General features: G+C 62.9%; 9 protein-coding genes and 1 pseudogene. 6 read left to right on the forward strand and 4 right to left on the reverse strand.

Translation table 11 applies throughout. The features are described 5' to 3' along the window. Positions 1–169: 169 nt before the first annotated feature. A complete protein-coding gene (locus V1294_RS05420; protein ID WP_334495634.1) occupies positions 170–3,553 on the reverse strand; it encodes an adenylate/guanylate cyclase domain-containing protein in 3,384 nt (1,127 codons plus the stop codon). A 680-nt stretch (positions 3,554–4,233) separates the two neighbouring features. Between V1294_RS05420 and V1294_RS05425 the strand changes: the two genes are divergently transcribed. After that, positions 4,234–5,406: a tetratricopeptide repeat protein gene (locus tag V1294_RS05425; protein ID WP_334495636.1), complete on the forward strand. Its 1,173-nt coding sequence runs from the start codon at positions 4,234–4,236 to the stop codon at positions 5,404–5,406. 265 nt (positions 5,407–5,671) lie between these two features. After that, positions 5,672–6,751, forward strand: a complete 1,080-nt coding sequence (locus V1294_RS05430; protein WP_334495638.1) for a tetratricopeptide repeat protein — start codon at positions 5,672–5,674, stop codon at positions 6,749–6,751. 657 nt (positions 6,752–7,408) lie between these two features. Here the strand turns inward: V1294_RS05430 and V1294_RS05435 are convergent. Beyond that, a complete protein-coding gene (locus V1294_RS05435) occupies positions 7,409–10,840 on the reverse strand; it encodes an acyl-[ACP]--phospholipid O-acyltransferase (RefSeq protein ID WP_334495640.1) in 3,432 nt (1,143 codons plus the stop codon). A 248-nt stretch (positions 10,841–11,088) separates the two neighbouring features. Continuing rightward, positions 11,089–11,343 carry a hypothetical protein gene (locus V1294_RS05440; RefSeq protein WP_334495643.1) on the reverse strand — a complete coding sequence of 85 codons (255 nt, stop codon included), beginning with the start codon at positions 11,341–11,343 and terminating at the stop codon, positions 11,089–11,091. A gap of 111 nt (positions 11,344–11,454) precedes the next feature. On the opposite strand from V1294_RS05440, the gene V1294_RS05445 reads away from it, so the two are divergent. Beyond that, positions 11,455–12,033 (forward strand): TetR/AcrR family transcriptional regulator, encoded by a 579-nt coding sequence (locus V1294_RS05445; RefSeq protein WP_334495645.1) that lies wholly within the window; start codon positions 11,455–11,457, stop codon positions 12,031–12,033. A gap of 34 nt (positions 12,034–12,067) precedes the next feature. On the opposite strand, the gene V1294_RS05450 is transcribed toward V1294_RS05445, so the two are convergent. Continuing rightward, entirely contained in the window at positions 12,068–13,282 is a 1,215-nt protein-coding gene (locus V1294_RS05450) for an ABC transporter substrate-binding protein (RefSeq protein ID WP_334495647.1), read from the reverse strand. 214 nt (positions 13,283–13,496) lie between these two features. Here V1294_RS05450 and V1294_RS05455 point away from each other — a divergent pair, with 214 nt between their 5' ends. The 3 genes and pseudogenes from V1294_RS05455 to V1294_RS05465 all read left to right on the forward strand — a co-directional run bounded on the left by V1294_RS05455 (position 13,497) and on the right by V1294_RS05465 (position 16,506). Further along, positions 13,497–14,651 carry an acyl-CoA dehydrogenase family protein gene (locus V1294_RS05455; RefSeq protein WP_334495648.1) on the forward strand — a complete coding sequence of 385 codons (1,155 nt, stop codon included), beginning with the start codon at positions 13,497–13,499 and terminating at the stop codon, positions 14,649–14,651. 12 nt (positions 14,652–14,663) lie between these two features. Then, positions 14,664–15,814: pseudogene (locus V1294_RS05460) on the forward strand (acyl-CoA dehydrogenase family protein). Between the two features lie 35 nt (positions 15,815–15,849). Further along, entirely contained in the window at positions 15,850–16,506 is a 657-nt protein-coding gene (locus V1294_RS05465; RefSeq protein WP_334488516.1) for a glutathione S-transferase family protein, read from the forward strand. Positions 16,507–16,537: the final 31 nt, after the last annotated feature.

Consider the following 16,537-nt stretch of genomic DNA (forward strand, 5'->3'; position numbering starts at 1 on the left):
CTCGAAGCGCGCCCAGCCGCCTATGTCGGGCCTGGTTCCCAAACCATTTGGGGGACCGCGCTTGCGCCGGGCTTAGTGAACGGAGGGCTTCGCCTCGGCACTCGGTTGACGGAAGGCGCAGAGGACCGCTTAGGGTCAGAGACGGAAGTCGCCGAACGCTTCGATTAGCTTATGACGCCAGCGCATCGAGCAGCGTCCTGGCCTCTCTTAGATCGAGCGTGTCAAAGCCTTCGGTGAACCAGCCGTAGACCGGAGTGAGCAGTTCGCGAGCTTGTCGCGGCTTGCCCTGGGAGCGCCAAAGACGGGCGAGGCTCATTGCGGAGCGGAGTTCCCAGGATTTGGCCTGTTGTTCGCGGGCTACTGCAAGGGCGCGCTCGAAATACCTTTCTGAGTTCGATGGGTCGCTGAGGGGCGAGTGGAACGTGACTTCGCCTGCTATGCGATTGACCTCAGCCTCGTACCAGCGTTCATCGGTACTTTCGACCGCCATCATGGCCTCGCGGATACAGCGTTCGGCATTCTCGAACTGACCGACTTTCAGATAGGCGCTGGCGAGATAGGACAGATCGGTCGGCGCCCGGTTGGTTGAACCAGTTGACCGACAAGCGTCGCGGCTAGAACGGATCATACTGATAGCGTCGACCGCGTCGCCGACTTCAGCCAAGAGGTACCCTTGCGCTCGAATGCCATATGCCTTCCAAAAGGGCGTACCCTTCTCGTTCGCCAAGACGACGAGTTCGTCCGCCTGCATCTTTGCTCCGGCGTACTTTCCGCACCAAATGTTGGGAAGGAATGCGTAAAATAGGGCCCACATCAAAGTGGCGGCTTGGCCAAACTCGCGTGCATTCCTTAGACAGTCCTCCGCATTTGCGAGCGCCGCATCCGGATAGCCAAGCAACCAAAAAGTCTGAGATCGAAAGCCCAGACCGGATACCGCAGCATCGAGACCAAAGTGCGTCGCCAGAGAACGGTGCTCGGCCGGATTATAGAGCGCAAGTGCCCGATTGTAGTGTGGCAAACTTCCGACGATGTCTCCCGTCGTCATGAGCGAAGTACCCATGAGACGGCTCCCTATCATGAGTGGAGCCGTGGAAGGGTTTTTGTCAGCCAGCGTCAGGAACTGGCGAGCAAGCTCGCGCATCACCTTGCCATTGAAGGCCACGTAGTTATGGATCCAGAAGCTATAGAGTACCGAGAACAACAAGAGGGGGTCTTCATGGTGCTCTCCGAGCATTTCAGCTTGCTGGATCAAAGCGTACGCTTGTTCCGCCGCAGCCATGGTCTCTGGCGCGGCGAAACCCCTCACATGAACAAGCGGTGTAATTTGCGCCACCTGAAGTCTGATTTGCTCACGGCGCAGCGCGGGCGTGCCGGGTAAACTGGCTATCTGGTCGAGAGCACGCGTGAACTGCTCTACGGCCTCGACCAGCGCCGAGCGCTCCAGCGACCGCTGTCCTGCCTTGCCCCACCATTCGATGGCCGCTTCGGTGAGCCCGGCTTGAGTGAAGTGATGCGCCAACAGCTCCGGCACGGCCGCACAGGTGGCGGCAAAATCATCGCGCAACGTTTCGCCGACGCGGCAGTGCAAAACCCGGCGTCGACTCTTAAGCAAATTCTCATAGGCCGCATCCTGGATGAGCACATGCTTGAAGCGATATTCAGATTCCGGTGGCACGCCTCGCACAAGCAGAATGTCTGCCTTGGCGAGCCGTTCCAACGCCCTCTGAAGCGGCACGTCTTCCATCCCGGCCACAGCGCGAAGGAGCAGATAGGAAAAGTCGCGCCCGATGACGGCACCGATCTGCGCCACGTCGCGCGCTGGGCCAAGCCGGTCGAGCCGCGCCGCCAACGATTGTTGCAACGTCGGCGGTATCGCATGGATACCACCATTCTCGCCGCGCTCTATTAGAAGCCGGGTCACTTCCTCAATGAACAGCGGCACGCCGCCAGTGCGCTCGGTCACGCCATCAATCACTTCCTTCGGCAGCGCATGGCGGGCAGCAACCTCGCCAACCATGTGGCGCACTTGCGAGCGATCAAGCGGAGCCAAGGAGATCGTGGTGTGATGCGAGCGCATGCCCCATGGCGGCCTGAACTCCGGCCGGGCGGTGATCAGAACGAACGAGGGTGCGAATGCACCCCGCTCGGCGATGCCGCGCAAGAGATCGAGCGTCGTCGGATCAACCCAATGCACATCTTCCACTGCCAGCACCACCGGCTGAGTTCGCGCGCTGGCCATGACCCAATTGGTGAGCGCCGTCAGCTGTCGGCGCCGCAATTCTTCCGGCGCCAAGGTCGACGCACGCTCCTGTGGCAGCGGAATATCCAACAATGGTGCGAGTAAGGGGGCATTCTCCGCAGGGTCGAGCTTGACCAATTCCAGCGTATTCTCCAGGTCCGCGAGACGCTGCTCAGCAGGTATGTCGGCGCCGCCGAAGCGCTGGCGGCCCCAATCGGCAATCGGGTGCAGCGACGTGTTTTGCAGAAGCTGCGAGCAACTCCATTCTACCCAGGTGTGCGGCTGCTCGCGCAGCCGGGGATGGAATTCCTCGATCAGGCGGGATTTTCCCAATCCCGGCTCGCCCACGATCATCACCAGTTGACCGTCGCCCCGCCGCGCCCTCTCCCAGCGCCGCATCAACATCGCGACTTCTTCCTCGCGACCCACCAGCGGCGTGAGATGGCGCTGTCTCGCGCGGCGCCCGCCACCGCTCGCCCGTACGAGCCGGTACAGTGTCACCGGCTCCGGCACGCCCTTGAGTTCATGGCTGCCGCGTTCCTCAACGACGAACAGACCGGCGACCTGGTGCTGCACCCGCGCCGTTATTACGACCGTAGCTGGCTCCGCTAGCGCCTGCACCCTCGCCGCAATGTTAGGCGCGTCACCGTAAATCTCGCCGGCCGGATCGACCACAACAGCGCCGGTTTCAATCCCGATGCGCGCGTTAAGCGCTGGCTTGCCAGTATCAGCGTTCCCGCGGTTTACCTCAGCGAGCGCCCGTTGGATCGAGAGCGCAGCCCGCGCCGCTCGCTCGGCGTCGTTCTCCTGCGCCACCGGATAACCGAACAGCACCATTAGCCCGTCGCCCAACTTTCTGGCGACATGGCCGCCCATTTCGGTCACAGCAGCGCAGGCGGCATCGAGATAAGCGCAGAGGAGGTCGCGCCACTCCTCGGCATCGAGCTGCGCGGCAATGCTGGTCGAGCCGACGAGATCACAGAACATCACCGTGATATAGCGGCGCTCACCGCTGACCTCGGCTGCGGCGGAGATCGGCCGTGGCGTTGCGGTCGGGACTGGCGCTGACGCGACGGGTGTGTGACGCGGCGCCGCAGTTGCCTTGACGCGCACGGCTGGTGCGTACTTCTCGATTCCATCAATGTCGGCAATCGCACGCAACATTTTTCGGCGATCACCGAGGACGACACCGAGATCTTTTAGGTCCTGATCGGTCAGTTCGCGAAGGACCGAGAAATCAATGTGGTTTTCAGCAAAACGCTGAGCATACTCGGACATGCCGAGCTTTTCGAGCCAGTCGGCAATTTGCTGCATCGCGGCCACCCACGGACTTAACGAATGGCATCTACGCCGCCGTCCCCCACTATTTCCTGCGCCAGTGCCGGGAGCGCATCGACATTCCCTGCTGCGCTCCGAAACTCAAGACGAATATTGCGTCCTTCGACGTGACGAGGTTCGCGCAGAACCCTGCGGGTTAATTCAACCTGCGACGGAACGCCGACGGGGCAAGTTAGATGACGCGCGGCATTCCCGCCACTTGTTGTGCACTCGCCACTTACGGTTCCGCGAGGAGCGTGATGAAGACGCGGTGTCGCAGCGTCGCATATGACCTCGCTGGAAAACCGCTCCGCGCAATTGCCAGACTATAGCAGCCTCAGAGTGTCCGGCCGGTGGTACGGGACCACCGGTCGCAGGCGATAATCAGGTGGGGGATGTCCGAGTTGGGTCAAGAGCGTCGATTTAAACGTCGTCCGGTCATTTCCGATCCACCTCCAACTCCAGACATATCGCTGCGCTGCGCTAGCATACGCGATGGGCCAAGAGCCGACTTTCGCGCCTCGTCGTGACCTTCAAATGCTTAAGAAGCACATCCCAAGAATCTGCCAGCCTTCGGTGGGGGCGAGGCGATTCGATAGAATCTTAGCGATTGCGTTCAAGGGAATTTGAGCGCGAGGGTGGTACCTCGGTCGTATCGCAACCGGAGCTGAAGATCGATGCACCGCCGTAATGCCCTCGTCGTCGCATGGGTCCTTGGCGCGATGTCGTCAGCATCAGCTGTCGAATGCACCATGGGTCAAGTTGCGATCGACTCGGCGTCGGTCATCACGCCCTGCGGCGAACTGCTCGCTGCGCACAACTTGTCGGATCGCGACCGCGCACAGGCGCATTTCGTCCGTGGGCGCGGCTATCACCGCACGCAGCGTCTCAATGAGGCAGCCGAAGACTACCGCGCGGCCTTTGCGCTCGATCCGAAGAACGAGGAAATCCTCGTCTCATGGTCGAATGTCGATCTGCGCCTGCGGCGCATGGACGACTACAAGAGGCGGGTCGAGCAGGCCTATGCGCTCAATCCGAAGAATCCGCGCGTACTCAGGACGGTCGGCGCGCTGCTGTTTAACTTCGGGGAGGGCGACAAGGCGTTCGAGTTCTACAGCAAGGCGATCGAAGTCGATCCGACCGAGGGCTTCGCGCTCTATTATCGCGCGCGCGAATATCGTTTCAAGCGCAAATTCGCGGAGGCGATCGCGGACGCGAGTGCGCTCCTCGCCGTTTCGCAGGCCGGGCTCAACGACGCGCGGAGCTTTCTTGACGAGGACGGGATCGTTCGCGACTTCCGCGTCAAGGCGCTGCTTGAGCGCGCCTATAGCTACCAGGACTCCGGTCGGCTCGATCTTGCCGAAAAGGACTACGACGCGGCAGTCGATGTAGGGCGTTCGGCGCCTGCGCTCGCCGCACGGGCGCATTTCCTCGGCTTCTACGTCCAGCGCAAGGACGACGCGCTGCGCGACCTCACCGAGGCGGTGCATACGGAGCCGCGGAACTCCGCTGCGCTCTATGAGCTCGGCATTTCACTTGCGGGATTCAAGCGCTTTGAGGAGGCTTTCGCGGCCTTCGATGCCGCCGTGACGGCGCGCCCGGATTACACGAGAGGCCTGGTCATGCGAGCACGCATGCACCGCCAGTTCGGGCGCACCGATGCGGCGGTGCGCGACCTGAAAACGGCGGTCTCGCTGGATCGAAGGGATTTGGACGGGTTAAGGGAATTGAACGGGTTGATGAACGCGCTGCGCCACGCCGGCTATTGGAGCGAGCCGGGACTGCCGAGCGGACAAACGCGGGACCTCGATGACGCCATGCGTGCCTGCATGATCGATCCCCAATGCTAGCCGAGGACAGGATGCAAAGCAGAGCCGTATTCGTCGTTGCCTTCCTTCTTCTTTCCAACGCCGCCGCGCTCGCGGAGAGTCGGTCGGCCTGCCAATCCATGCCGCGGCCGCAGGCGAGTTCGTGCGACATAGCAGTTTTGCCCGGCACGCTACGGAGCGATGGGCCATTCGCGCAGACATCTGCAAGCAGCCTGTGTCGACGAAGGGCGCCTCTGTGCACCAGTGCGATCAACTACTCCATCCGGCAACAGTGAGCGTCGAGCCAATGATCGGTCGCCTTGTGCTCGTTGCGTTCGCGCTCGCGCTTGCCTCGCCCGCCTCGGCGAGGGACCCCATCGGCACGGCCGGCTCGTTCCGTTCGGTCGGGTGGGCGCAGTGCCGTGCGCCGTACGAGGAATGGAAGCAAGGCGCGTGCGACCCCGCGCCGGTCGATGCCGCGCTGTCGGGCTCGTCGCTCGCGCGCGCTCACATCGAGCGGTCGGTTGCGCTGCTTGCGCAGACGCGCACGGAGGAAGCGCTCAAGGCGGCGAATGCGGCGGTGGCCATCGATCCGGCGAATGTTTCGTCACTGACATTTCGCGGGCGACTGCTCTCAACGCTGCTGAAGCTCGATGCGGCCGAACGCGACCTCAATGCCGCCCTGATGATCGAGCCGACCAATCCGGTGCTGCTTGCCTCGCGCGCGGAGGTCCTGCTCAACGCCGGGAAGGGGCCCGATGCGATCGCGGACATCACGGCGGCGATCGCGCAGCGGCCGGACGACACCGACATGCTGTCGATCAAGGCGCGCATCCACCTGAGCCGCGGTCAGGTCGATCTCGCGGAGCGCGACCTCGAACATGCGGTTTCGCTCGACCCGAGCGATCCCCGCACGCGGCTAATGAAGGCGCAGGCGCAATTTCGCCTCGGACAGTTCGAGGGCGCGATCGATGACGCGACGAAGACGCTCGCAATTTCGGCGAGCGATCTCATGGCGCGTGAGACACGGGCGCTCGCGCTGATCGCCCTCGATCGGCCGGCGGAGGCGATCGAGGACCTGAATGTGTTGCTCGGCCCGCCCGGCCAGCCGACGACCGCCGTCACCTTGCGCCACAATCGCGAGATCCTGTTCCAGCGCGCGCTGCTGCTGGCGCAACTTGGCAAACGCGAGGAGTCCAACCGCGACATCGAGGCGCTGATGCTCTCGGGCGGCAAGCAGGCGATCCTGCGTGTGCAACTCTACCTGCGCCGCAACGGCTTTCCGGACGTGCGCATCGACGGCGAGCGCGACACTGACTTCGACAATACGCTCAGGAACTGCGTGCTCGACCGCGCATGCGGTCGCGGCATCACGCGGCACATTTGAGCGCGCCTTGCGTCGATCGAGCCGCATTCACCTGCGATGTCGCCATCCAGATGTCCGAAGCCGCCGGATAGATGGCGGCTGGGAGTCGGCTAAGGGGTCATTCGCGACCGGGGCGAGCCCGCAGCAAGGTCCGTCATGTCCGCTATGCCGCCGAAAGCTGAAGACTGTGATCCAGTTCACATTTTTTGCCGGAAGATAGGTGTTAATTGGAGCTGATGGTGCAGATCAACTCGAACAACGAGGTTGGATCATGCCTGCCATATTCGACCTCCTCTACCGCGAATACTGTCGTGCCCGCCTTGCCGAAATGCGGAAGCAACTTCTGATCTCGCCTGCGAGGCACGAGGTCCCGGAAGCGATTTGCGATGCAAAGGATGCTGTCAGTGCGACGGTGGATCGCTCGACAGAAGAACTTCCCAGTCGCCAGAGTGGCCCGCCGGTTCGCGGACGCTAACGCGGATCTATCCACCCACCGGCCACGGAGCAGCGCGCGCCGCTACGACCCCGGAAGTCGCCACGACGCGACTTCGGGTTCAAATTGGTCGAGCGCTCGGTCTTACTTGTGTAATGGCGATAGACTCTAACCTTGCGGGCGCTTGTTGGAGGCGCACGTAGCCGCCGCAGGATCGTCATTGATCCCGCGGCGACGCGATAAATTTATGCGACTTCCTGTTGAACGGCTTCCTGTTGCCGCGCCGGCTCGGCCGGCGTCGCAAGCTCCTTGGCGAGCCTGGTCGCGCCGACATAGTCGGTCTTGCCGGAGCCCAGCAGCGGCACGTTGCCGACCACGCGGATATCCGCCGGCACCGCCAGTTCCGACGCGCCGACGGTCTTGGCCTGGCGCTGCATCGCCGGGCGTTCGGCATCCTTCTGCGTGGTCAGGAGCACGATCCGCTCGCCCTTGCGGGCATCGGGTATAGATACCGCAACCGACATCGCCTGCGGCCACAGCGCTGCGGCCATGGCTTCGACCGCCGACAGCGAGACCATCTCGCCGGCAATCTTGGCGAAGCGTTTGGCGCGGCCCTTGATGACGATGAAACCCGCCGCATCGATGGTGACGATGTCGCCGGTGTCGTGCCAGCCGCCGGCGAGCGGCTCCAGCACGCCGGGATTCTCCGCACGGAGATAACCCAGCATGACGTTGGGCCCGCGCACCGACAGACGTCCGCCTTCCTCGATGCCGGGGACCGGATCGAGGCGGGCTTCCATCAGCGGCGACAGCCGGCCGACGGTGCCCGGACGGTTTGCCATCGGCGTGTTCATCGCGAGCACGGGCGCGGTCTCGGTGACGCCGTAGCCTTCGAGGACGCGGATGCCATAGCGCTCCATATACACTTGCCGCGTGCGGTCCTTCACCGCTTCCGCGCCGGCAATCACGAGGCGCAGGGTGCGGAAGTCGTAGGCATGGGCCGAGCGCGCATAGCCGGAGAGGAAAGTATCCGTGCCGAACAGGATGGTGGCGCCGGTCTGGTAAATCAGTTCCGGCACGATCCGGTAATGCAGCGGCGACGGATACATGAAGATCGGAATGCCGGCCAGCATCGGCATCATCATCCCGCCCGTCAGGCCGAAGGAGTGGAACACGGGCAGTACGTTGAACACCTTGTCATTGGCATTGGCGTCGACCCGCGCCAGCGCCTGCGCCGCATTGGCGAGAATGTTGCGATGGGAGAGCACGACACCCTTGGGCGTGCCTTCCGACCCTGATGTGAACAGGACGACCGCCGGATCGTCCGCCTTGCGGACGACGCGGGGGGCGGCGCCGGCGAGCAGGCCGCGGACCTTGTCGAGCGCACCGATCGAGGTGCGGACATCCTCGAGATACACGACCCTGGCCTGGCCGGCGATGACGGCAATGAGCTTGTCGAGCTTGCCCTTCTCGATGAAGGCCTTCGAGGTCAGCACGGTCTCGACTTGCGCGGCCTGCATCGCCGCCAGCACATTGACCGGACCGGCGGAGAAATTGAGCATCGCGGGCACGCGGCCGATGCTCTGCAGCGACATGAACACGACGGCGACGCCGGCCGAGTTCGGCAGCAGCACGCCGACATTCTCGCCGGCCGTGGTGCCGTTCTCCAGCTTCCGGCTCAGCACCTGCGCGCCGAGGATCAGCTTGCGATAAGTCAAGCTGGTGCCGAGCGCGTCCTCGATGATCGGCTTGCCGGTATCGCGGTCGCGATGGGCATGGGCCAGCGCTTCGAACAGGGTTTGATCCAGCATGGCGTTCTTGACCATGGCGTCGATCATGACGTCCTGCAGCGCCGCGCCTGCCGCGTTACGGCGGGTCTTGCCCTTCAGCGACGGGTCGACCGGCAATTTGACCGGCGGCAGGATCGTGATCGTCACCTTGGGGAACCACGAGCGCTTGATCTCGCCGTTCTTCAGGTAGCTCAGATACGAACGCTGCGCGCCCTCGATGCGGACGGGCACGACGACCGCATCGGCCTTGTCGGCGATCATCGCGGTGCCGTCATAGACCTTCATCAGCGAGCCCGACACCGTGATGCGACCCTCGGGAAAAATCACCACCGGCTCGCCCGATGCCACCAGCTTGATCAGGTCGCGCGCCGCCAGCGGCTTGGTCGGATCCATGGTGTAGTGCTTGATCAGCTTCAGGAACGGCTTCGCCCACCACGCCTTGGAAATCCCGGTGTCGACGGCAAAGCTGGCGTCGATCGGCAGCGTGGCATGCAGCAGCGGGCCATCGACCAGGCTGACATGGTTCGGCGCGATCAGCATGCGGGTGCCGGCCGGCGGCAGATTCTCCATGCCGCGGACCTCGACGCGGAACAGCGCACGAAACAGCAGCGCGCCGAAGTCGCGCACGCCTTCGCGGCCCCATTTGCCGAGCACGAACCAGACCGAGCCGAAGCTTGCGATCGCAAGGCCGAAGAAGATCCAGGCGACCGGAAAACCAAGCGCCTGCAATCCCGCGACGAACAGCGAGCCGGCTACCATGAAGGCAGCCTGCAGCACGTTGCCGGCGGCGATCACGCGGGCCCGTTCCGACGGCGCGGACCATGCCTGGACGGCGGCGAAGGACGGTACCACGAACAAGCCGCCGCCAACGGCGAACAGGAAGAAGTCGGCAAGCATCCGGACACCCGCGAAGGAGGTGGTGAATGCGGCTGCCGTTACGTCAGTTCCGTGCACCGTGCTTCCGATCGCCCAGGCCAGATCGAGACCGACGATGCCCATCACGATGGCGCCGATCGGCACCAGCGCGAGATTCGGACGCACGTGGCTGAGCTGCGCGGCAACCAGCGAGCCCGCGGCAATACCGATCGCGAACACGGCGAGGCAGACCGTCACGACGCCTTCGGTGCCGCCGATGCCGCCCTTGACCAGCGCGGGCAGCAACGACAGCACGATCGCGCCGACCATCCAGAACCAGGACACAATCAACATGCCGTCCCACAGGCGCGGTTCGGCGTGGAGCGTCTTCAAAAGGTGAACGGTGGAGGTCCAGGGATTGGCCGTGATCGGCAGATCAGGCGCGGACGGCTGGCTTACGGGGATACGGGCCGCGAACACCCAGGACAGGATCGATAGCCCGACCACGGCCAGGCAAATCCATCCCATATGCGAGGCGCCTGCGACAAACAGTGCGCCGGCGATTGTGCCGATCAAGATCGCCATGAAGGTCGCGCCCTCGACAAGGGCGTTGCCGGTTGCGAGTTCGGAAACCGACAGCTGGTCGGGAAGGAACGCGTATTTCACCGGGCCGAACAGGGCAGCTATCATGCCGAACAGCGCGAGCGCCACGAACAGCAATGGGATCGAATGCATGTAGAAGCCGGCGGCCGCAAAGCAGGCGGCAAATATTTCGGCAAACTTCAGGCGTCGCGCGACGGCCATTTTGACGAATTTGTCGGCCAGTTCGCCGCCGAGCGCCGAGAGCACGAAAAAGGGAAAGATGAAGACCGCACCGGCCAGCGTCACCAGTGGAGCGCCCTCCTCCGTGGCCACGCCATAGAGCAGCATGATGACGAGCGCATTCTTCAGCACATTGTCGTTCAAGGCCGAACAGAATTGCGACCAGAACAGCGGGGCGAAGCGGCGAGAGGACAGCAATTCCTTGATCATGACTATTTCCTGTTACTTCCGGCGGGCAATCCCGGATGTGGTCTGCAAATCGTGAGCTACTAACGTGAGCGTCGTCGGTGGTGCGAGGTTGTGGCCAATGCGCGAAGTGGTCGCCGGGCACGCTGCATCGAAAGGTTGTACGGAAAGTTATCCGGACATTGTCGCGCGGAACTTGCTGGACGGTTTGCCGCGGCATGGTGACCCCATTCTTACGATTGGAGGCACATTTGAACGAAAGCGGCGGCGCCTCAGGTCAGGTAGTGCAGGGAGGCGAACGGCGACAGCGAGCGCTCCCATGGGCTGCGAGGACGATGGGCCTTCATCATCGCGCGCAGGCGACGCGCCGCCTGCCGGCGGGCCAGAACGCCGCCGACGTCGCAGGCACTGGCAATGCGCTCGATCGGCGCGGTGGCGATATGGACGATAATCTTGCCAAATCCCTTCACGAGTTCGATGGCATCGTCGACGAAAGTGGTGGTCAGCTGGGAAACAAGGGTTTGCATCGGGGTAGCCTCCGGGTTAAATGAACATTGTTCAAAATGTATAGGACAAACGTGAGCGTTGCTCAAGAAGAATCTTTGCGGGACCGCAAAAAAACGTTGCGGCGCCATCTCATGATCGAGATCGCCCGTGGCTCTATTGCCGCTAACGGATTGAGATCATTGAAGGTTCGGGATGTCGCGGAGGCCGCCGATTGCTCGATCGGAAGCGTCTACAACGAGTTCGGAGACTTCGACGGCCTGATCCTGACCGTGAACCGGGAGACGGTTCGGGCCCTGACCGCCCGCCTGGCCGCGGTCCCTGCCGACGACCCGGTTCGCCAGCTCCACGGATTGGCCGAGAGCTACCTGACGTTCGCAACCGATCACGCCAATCTCTTGCGCTCGCTGTTCGAACACCGGATGGAGGGCGACCGGCCGTTCCCCGAAGACATCCTGCTGATGGTGATGCAGGCGTTTGCGCTGATGCATGAGCCGCTGGTCCGGCTCTTGCCCGACCGGGATCCGGAAGAGGTGGCGTTGCTGGCGCGCATGATGTTCTCCGCCGTGCACGGCATCATCTCGCTCGGCCTGGAAGAGCGAATGGTCGCGGTGCCGCCGGAAAAGCTGCGCCAACAGTTGGCGCAGTTCGTGGATACACACCTGGCGGGGCTGGGCATCCCCCTTGGCAAAGCGCGAGACGGCGAGGTCTGACCCTGCCGCGCGAGTGCCTTTCCAGCTCGCCAGTTCAGAAGCCGCGCAGCAATTCGCTGATTACGTTGAACTGGTTGTCCCGAAACTCGACCATATAACCGTCCTTGATCGGACGGTAGTCCGTCGGCGAGGTATTGAGTTTCACCCCTGGCATCAGCATCGGCAGCGCGACGCCCTTGAGGTTGGCCGCCTGCGCCATGATGTTTTCGCGGCTGAGGTCGTTCTTGCACTGTGTCAGCACCACGATCAGCGCCTGGGCCACCATGTAGCCGTATCCCGCTGCCATGTTGGCCGGATCGATATTAGGCAGCCGCGCCTTCATGAAGTCCCGGTAGGTGACCAGGTCCGCGTCGGTGGAATCAACCGAATAGGGTTTTAGCGCCCCGACCGACATGATGCCGGTCGCGGCTTCGAGCCCGGCCGGCACCATCACCGTTTCCTTGTTGGCGCAGCCCGAGGAGATGAACCGCATCGGACGCCAGCCGGTTTCGTACGCCTTTCGGATCGCTTGCGCACACGCGCGCGGTGTCACGCTGTAGATCAGGAAGACGTCGGCCTTGGTGTTGGCGAGCGTGAGGATCTGCGAATCCACCGTGGGATCGGCGACTTCGAAACTCGCAGCCATCGCGATCACCTTGTCGGCGTCCGCGCCAAGCGCTTCCTTGACGCCGCGCAGATAATCCTTTCCGGCGTCGTCGTTCTGATAAAGGATCGCAAAGCGCGCATTGGGATTTTTGGCGCGGGCGAAGCGCACCTCGATGCCGGCTTCCTCGACATAATTGGGCGCCCAGGGCAGCGCCATCAGCCAGCGCTGATTGGTTGGGTCGTTCCATTTCGATGCCGAGCTGATCAGGAACAGATGCGGCACCTTGGCGCCGTTGAGATACTTCGCGGTCGCCGAACTCGGCGCGGTGCCCATGGTTCCGAACATGAAGGCGACGCCGTCATTCTCGACCAGCCGGCGCGTCGCCTCGACCGTCTTCGGCGGCGAAAAACCGTCGTCGAGCGAGATCATGTTGAGCTTGCGTCCGTTGATGCCGCCCTTCTCGTTGATCAGGTCGAAATAGGCCGCAAAAGCCTTGCCGGTGACGCTGAGCGCCGACGCCGGGCCGCTATACGGCATGATGTTGCCGAACTTGATCTCGGTGTCTGATATGCCGGGCTGCTGGGCTGTCGCTGTCGTCGCTGCGCCAAGGGAGAGCAGCGCTGAAGCGAAAAACGCCGGGACGAACTTGCTCGATCGGATCATGCTTCATCCTCCCCGGCGAATGGCCGGCAATGTTGTTATTGGTTTTGAACCAAGGCTAGGGCATGCTCGGGCAACCGGTCTTGCGTTCAGTTGCTGCACACAGCGCGCGTCGGGTTCGCTGGTGCGGCAGACCGCGTCTGCACGATCATGCCAGCCGCTCAACGCAAGTTTGCGAGAGGCAAATCGGGGCATCGTGATTCCTCGGGAGGAAGCCATGCTGGAGCGAACGAAAGCGCAAAGCCCGTTCTATACGGCCGAGCACGAGGCGTTCCGAGACGTGATGCGCCGATTCGTGTCGCGCGAGATCGAGCCCTATGCCCATGAATGGGACGAGGCCGGCGAGTTTCCGCGCGAGCTTTATCGGAAAGCTTCCGAGATCGGGCTGCTCGGGCTCGGCTTCCCGGAAGAATATGGCGGTGTGCCCGCCGACCAGTTCATGAAGATCGTGGCGTCGCAGGAACTGGCGCGCGCCGGCGCGGGCGGGATCAGTTCGAGCCTGATGAGCCACACCATCGGCTCGCCGCCGATCGCGCGCGCCGCGCGGCCCGAGGTCAAGGCGAGGGTGCTGCCGCAAGTCCTGTCGGGTGAGAAAATTTCGGCGCTCGCGATTACCGAGCCGAGCGGCGGTTCCGACGTCGCCAATCTCAGAACCAAGGCGCGGCGTGACGGCGACCATTATGTCGTCAGCGGCGAGAAGACGTTTATCACCTCAGGGATTCGAGCCGACTATCTGACGGTCGCGGTGCGCACCGGCGGCGAGGGGCCGGGCGGTGTCAGTTTGTTGCTGATCGAGGGCGACACGCCGGGCCTGTCGCGCACGAAGCTGAAGAAGATGGGCTGGTGGGCGTCCGACACCGCCACGCTGCATTTCGACGAGTGCCGCGTAAGGTGCGAAAACCTGATCGGCGAGGAGGGCCAGGGTTTCAAGATCATCATGCATAATTTCAACAGCGAGCGCATGGGCATGGCGGCAAGCTGCACGGCCTATGCCCGCGTCTGCGTCGAGGAGGCGATTGCCTATGCCAAGGAACGCAAGACTTTTGGCAAGCCGATCGCACAGCACCAGGTGATCCGTCACAAGCTGGTCGACATGGCGCAGAAGGTGGCGGCGTCGCAGGCGATGCTGGAAATGCTGGCGTGGCGGCTCGGGCAAGGCGAGAGCCCAGTCGCCGAAATCTGCATGATGAAGAACCAGGCGACCCAGACCATGGCGTTCTGCGCCTCCGAGGCGGTGCAGATTTTTGGCGGCGCCGGCTTCATGCGCGGTGTCAAGGTCGAGCGCATCTACCGCGAGGTCAAGGTCAACGCCATCGGCGGCGGCACCGAGGAGATCATGAAGGATCTCGCTTCGCGGCAGATGGGATTGTGACAAGGAAATAAAATGCTCTTCACCGCCGACCACGACGAACCCCGTCGCATCCTGCAAAAGTTCATCGCCGCCGAGATCAACCCCTTCGTCGACGAATGGGAGAGCAACGGCATCTTCCCCGCGCATGAGCTGTTCAAGAAGCTCGGCGATCTCGGCTTCCTCGGCCTCAACAAGCCGGTCGAATTCGGCGGCCAGGGGCTCGATTACTCCTACGCGCTGATGATGGCCGAAGAGCTCGGCGCCATCAAATGCGGCGGCGTGCCGATGGCGATCGGCGTGCAGACCGATATGGCAACGCCTGCGCTGGCGCGGTTCGGTTCAGATGAAGTGCGCCGCGAGTTTCTTAGCCCTGCGATCGCCGGCGACGCGGTGGCCTGTGTCGGCGTGTCCGAACCCGGCGCGGGATCGGATGTTGCCTCGATCAAGACCCAGGCGCGCTCCGATGGTGATGATTACGTCATCAATGGCGGCAAGATGTGGATCACCAACGGCGTGCAGGCCGACTGGATTTGCCTGCTCGCCAACACCAGCGACGATCAGGTCCACCGCAACAAGTCGCTGATCTGTGTGCCGATGAAAGCCAAGGGCGTGCAGGTCGCGCGCAAGCTCGACAAGATGGGCATGCGCTCGTCCGACACCGCGCAGATCTTCTTCGACAACGTCCGGGTCCCCAAGCGCAACCGCATCGGCGAGGAGGGCAAGGGCTTTACCTACCAGATGGTGCAGTCCAGGAGGAGCGGCTGTGGGGCGCGGCCGCCTGCCTCAAGGCGCATGAATTCATCATCGCCGAGACCATCGAATACACGCGCAATCGAAAGGCGTTCGGAAAGTCGATCCTCGACAACCAGACCGTCCATTTCAAGCTGGCGGAGATGCAGACCGAGGTCGAACTGCTGCGCGCGCTGGTCTACCGCGCGGCCGAGGCGCTGGTCGCGGGCGAAGACGTGACACGGCTCGCCACCATGGCCAAGCTCAAGGCGGGTCGTCTGGGGCGTGAACTCACCGATGCCTGCCTGCAATTCTGGGGCGGCATGGGTTTCATGAACGAGACGCCGGTCAGCCGGGCCTATCGCGACAGCCGCCTGACCTCGATCGGCGGCGGCGCCGACGAGGTGATGTTGACAGTGCTGTGCAAGATGATGGGCACGCTGCCGAAAAACTAATAAAAGCCCGATCAGAACTCACGAGGGAATGACTGATGATCACGCTCTATCACTGCGACGGCGCACGCTCATTCCGTCCGCTCTGGATGCTCGAAGAGATGGGCTTGCCCTATGAGCTGAAGATGCTGCCGTTCCCGCCACGCGTGTTCGCCAAGGAATATCTTGCGATCAATCCGCTCGGCACCATTCCGTTCATGATCGACGGCGAGACCAAAATGACGGAATCCTCCGGCATCTGCTATTACCTCGGCACCAAATATGGTCCGACGCCGCTGGTAGTCGGGCAGGACGACCCCGCCTATGGCGCGTTCCTGAACTGGATGTATTTCAGCGACGCCACGCTGACCTTTCCGCAAACGCTGGTGCTGAGATACAGCCAGCTCGAACCGGAGGAGCGGCGGAACCCGCAGGTGGCCGGCGATTACGCGAAATGGTTTTTGGGCCGGCTGCGCGCTGTCGAGGCAGCCACCGCGAATGCCGAAACCTTGTGCGCCGGCCGGTTCACTGCGGCCGACATCGTCAACGGCTATGCATTGCGGCTGGCGGGCAATATTGGCCTGGCTAAGGATTTTGGCCCCAATGTCGCCGCCTATTGGGCCCGGTTGCAGGAACGTGACGGGTACCAGCGGGCGATTGCCGCGGAACGCAGGGCCGGCGTCGAGCAGAACGTGGCACCTCGGATCCGGGCCTGACGGAGCCCCCGTCATTCCGGGTTCGCTTCGC

The organism is Bradyrhizobium sp. AZCC 1678, from assembly GCF_036924765.1.
Taxonomy (GTDB): Bacteria; Pseudomonadota; Alphaproteobacteria; order Rhizobiales; family Xanthobacteraceae; genus Bradyrhizobium; species Bradyrhizobium algeriense.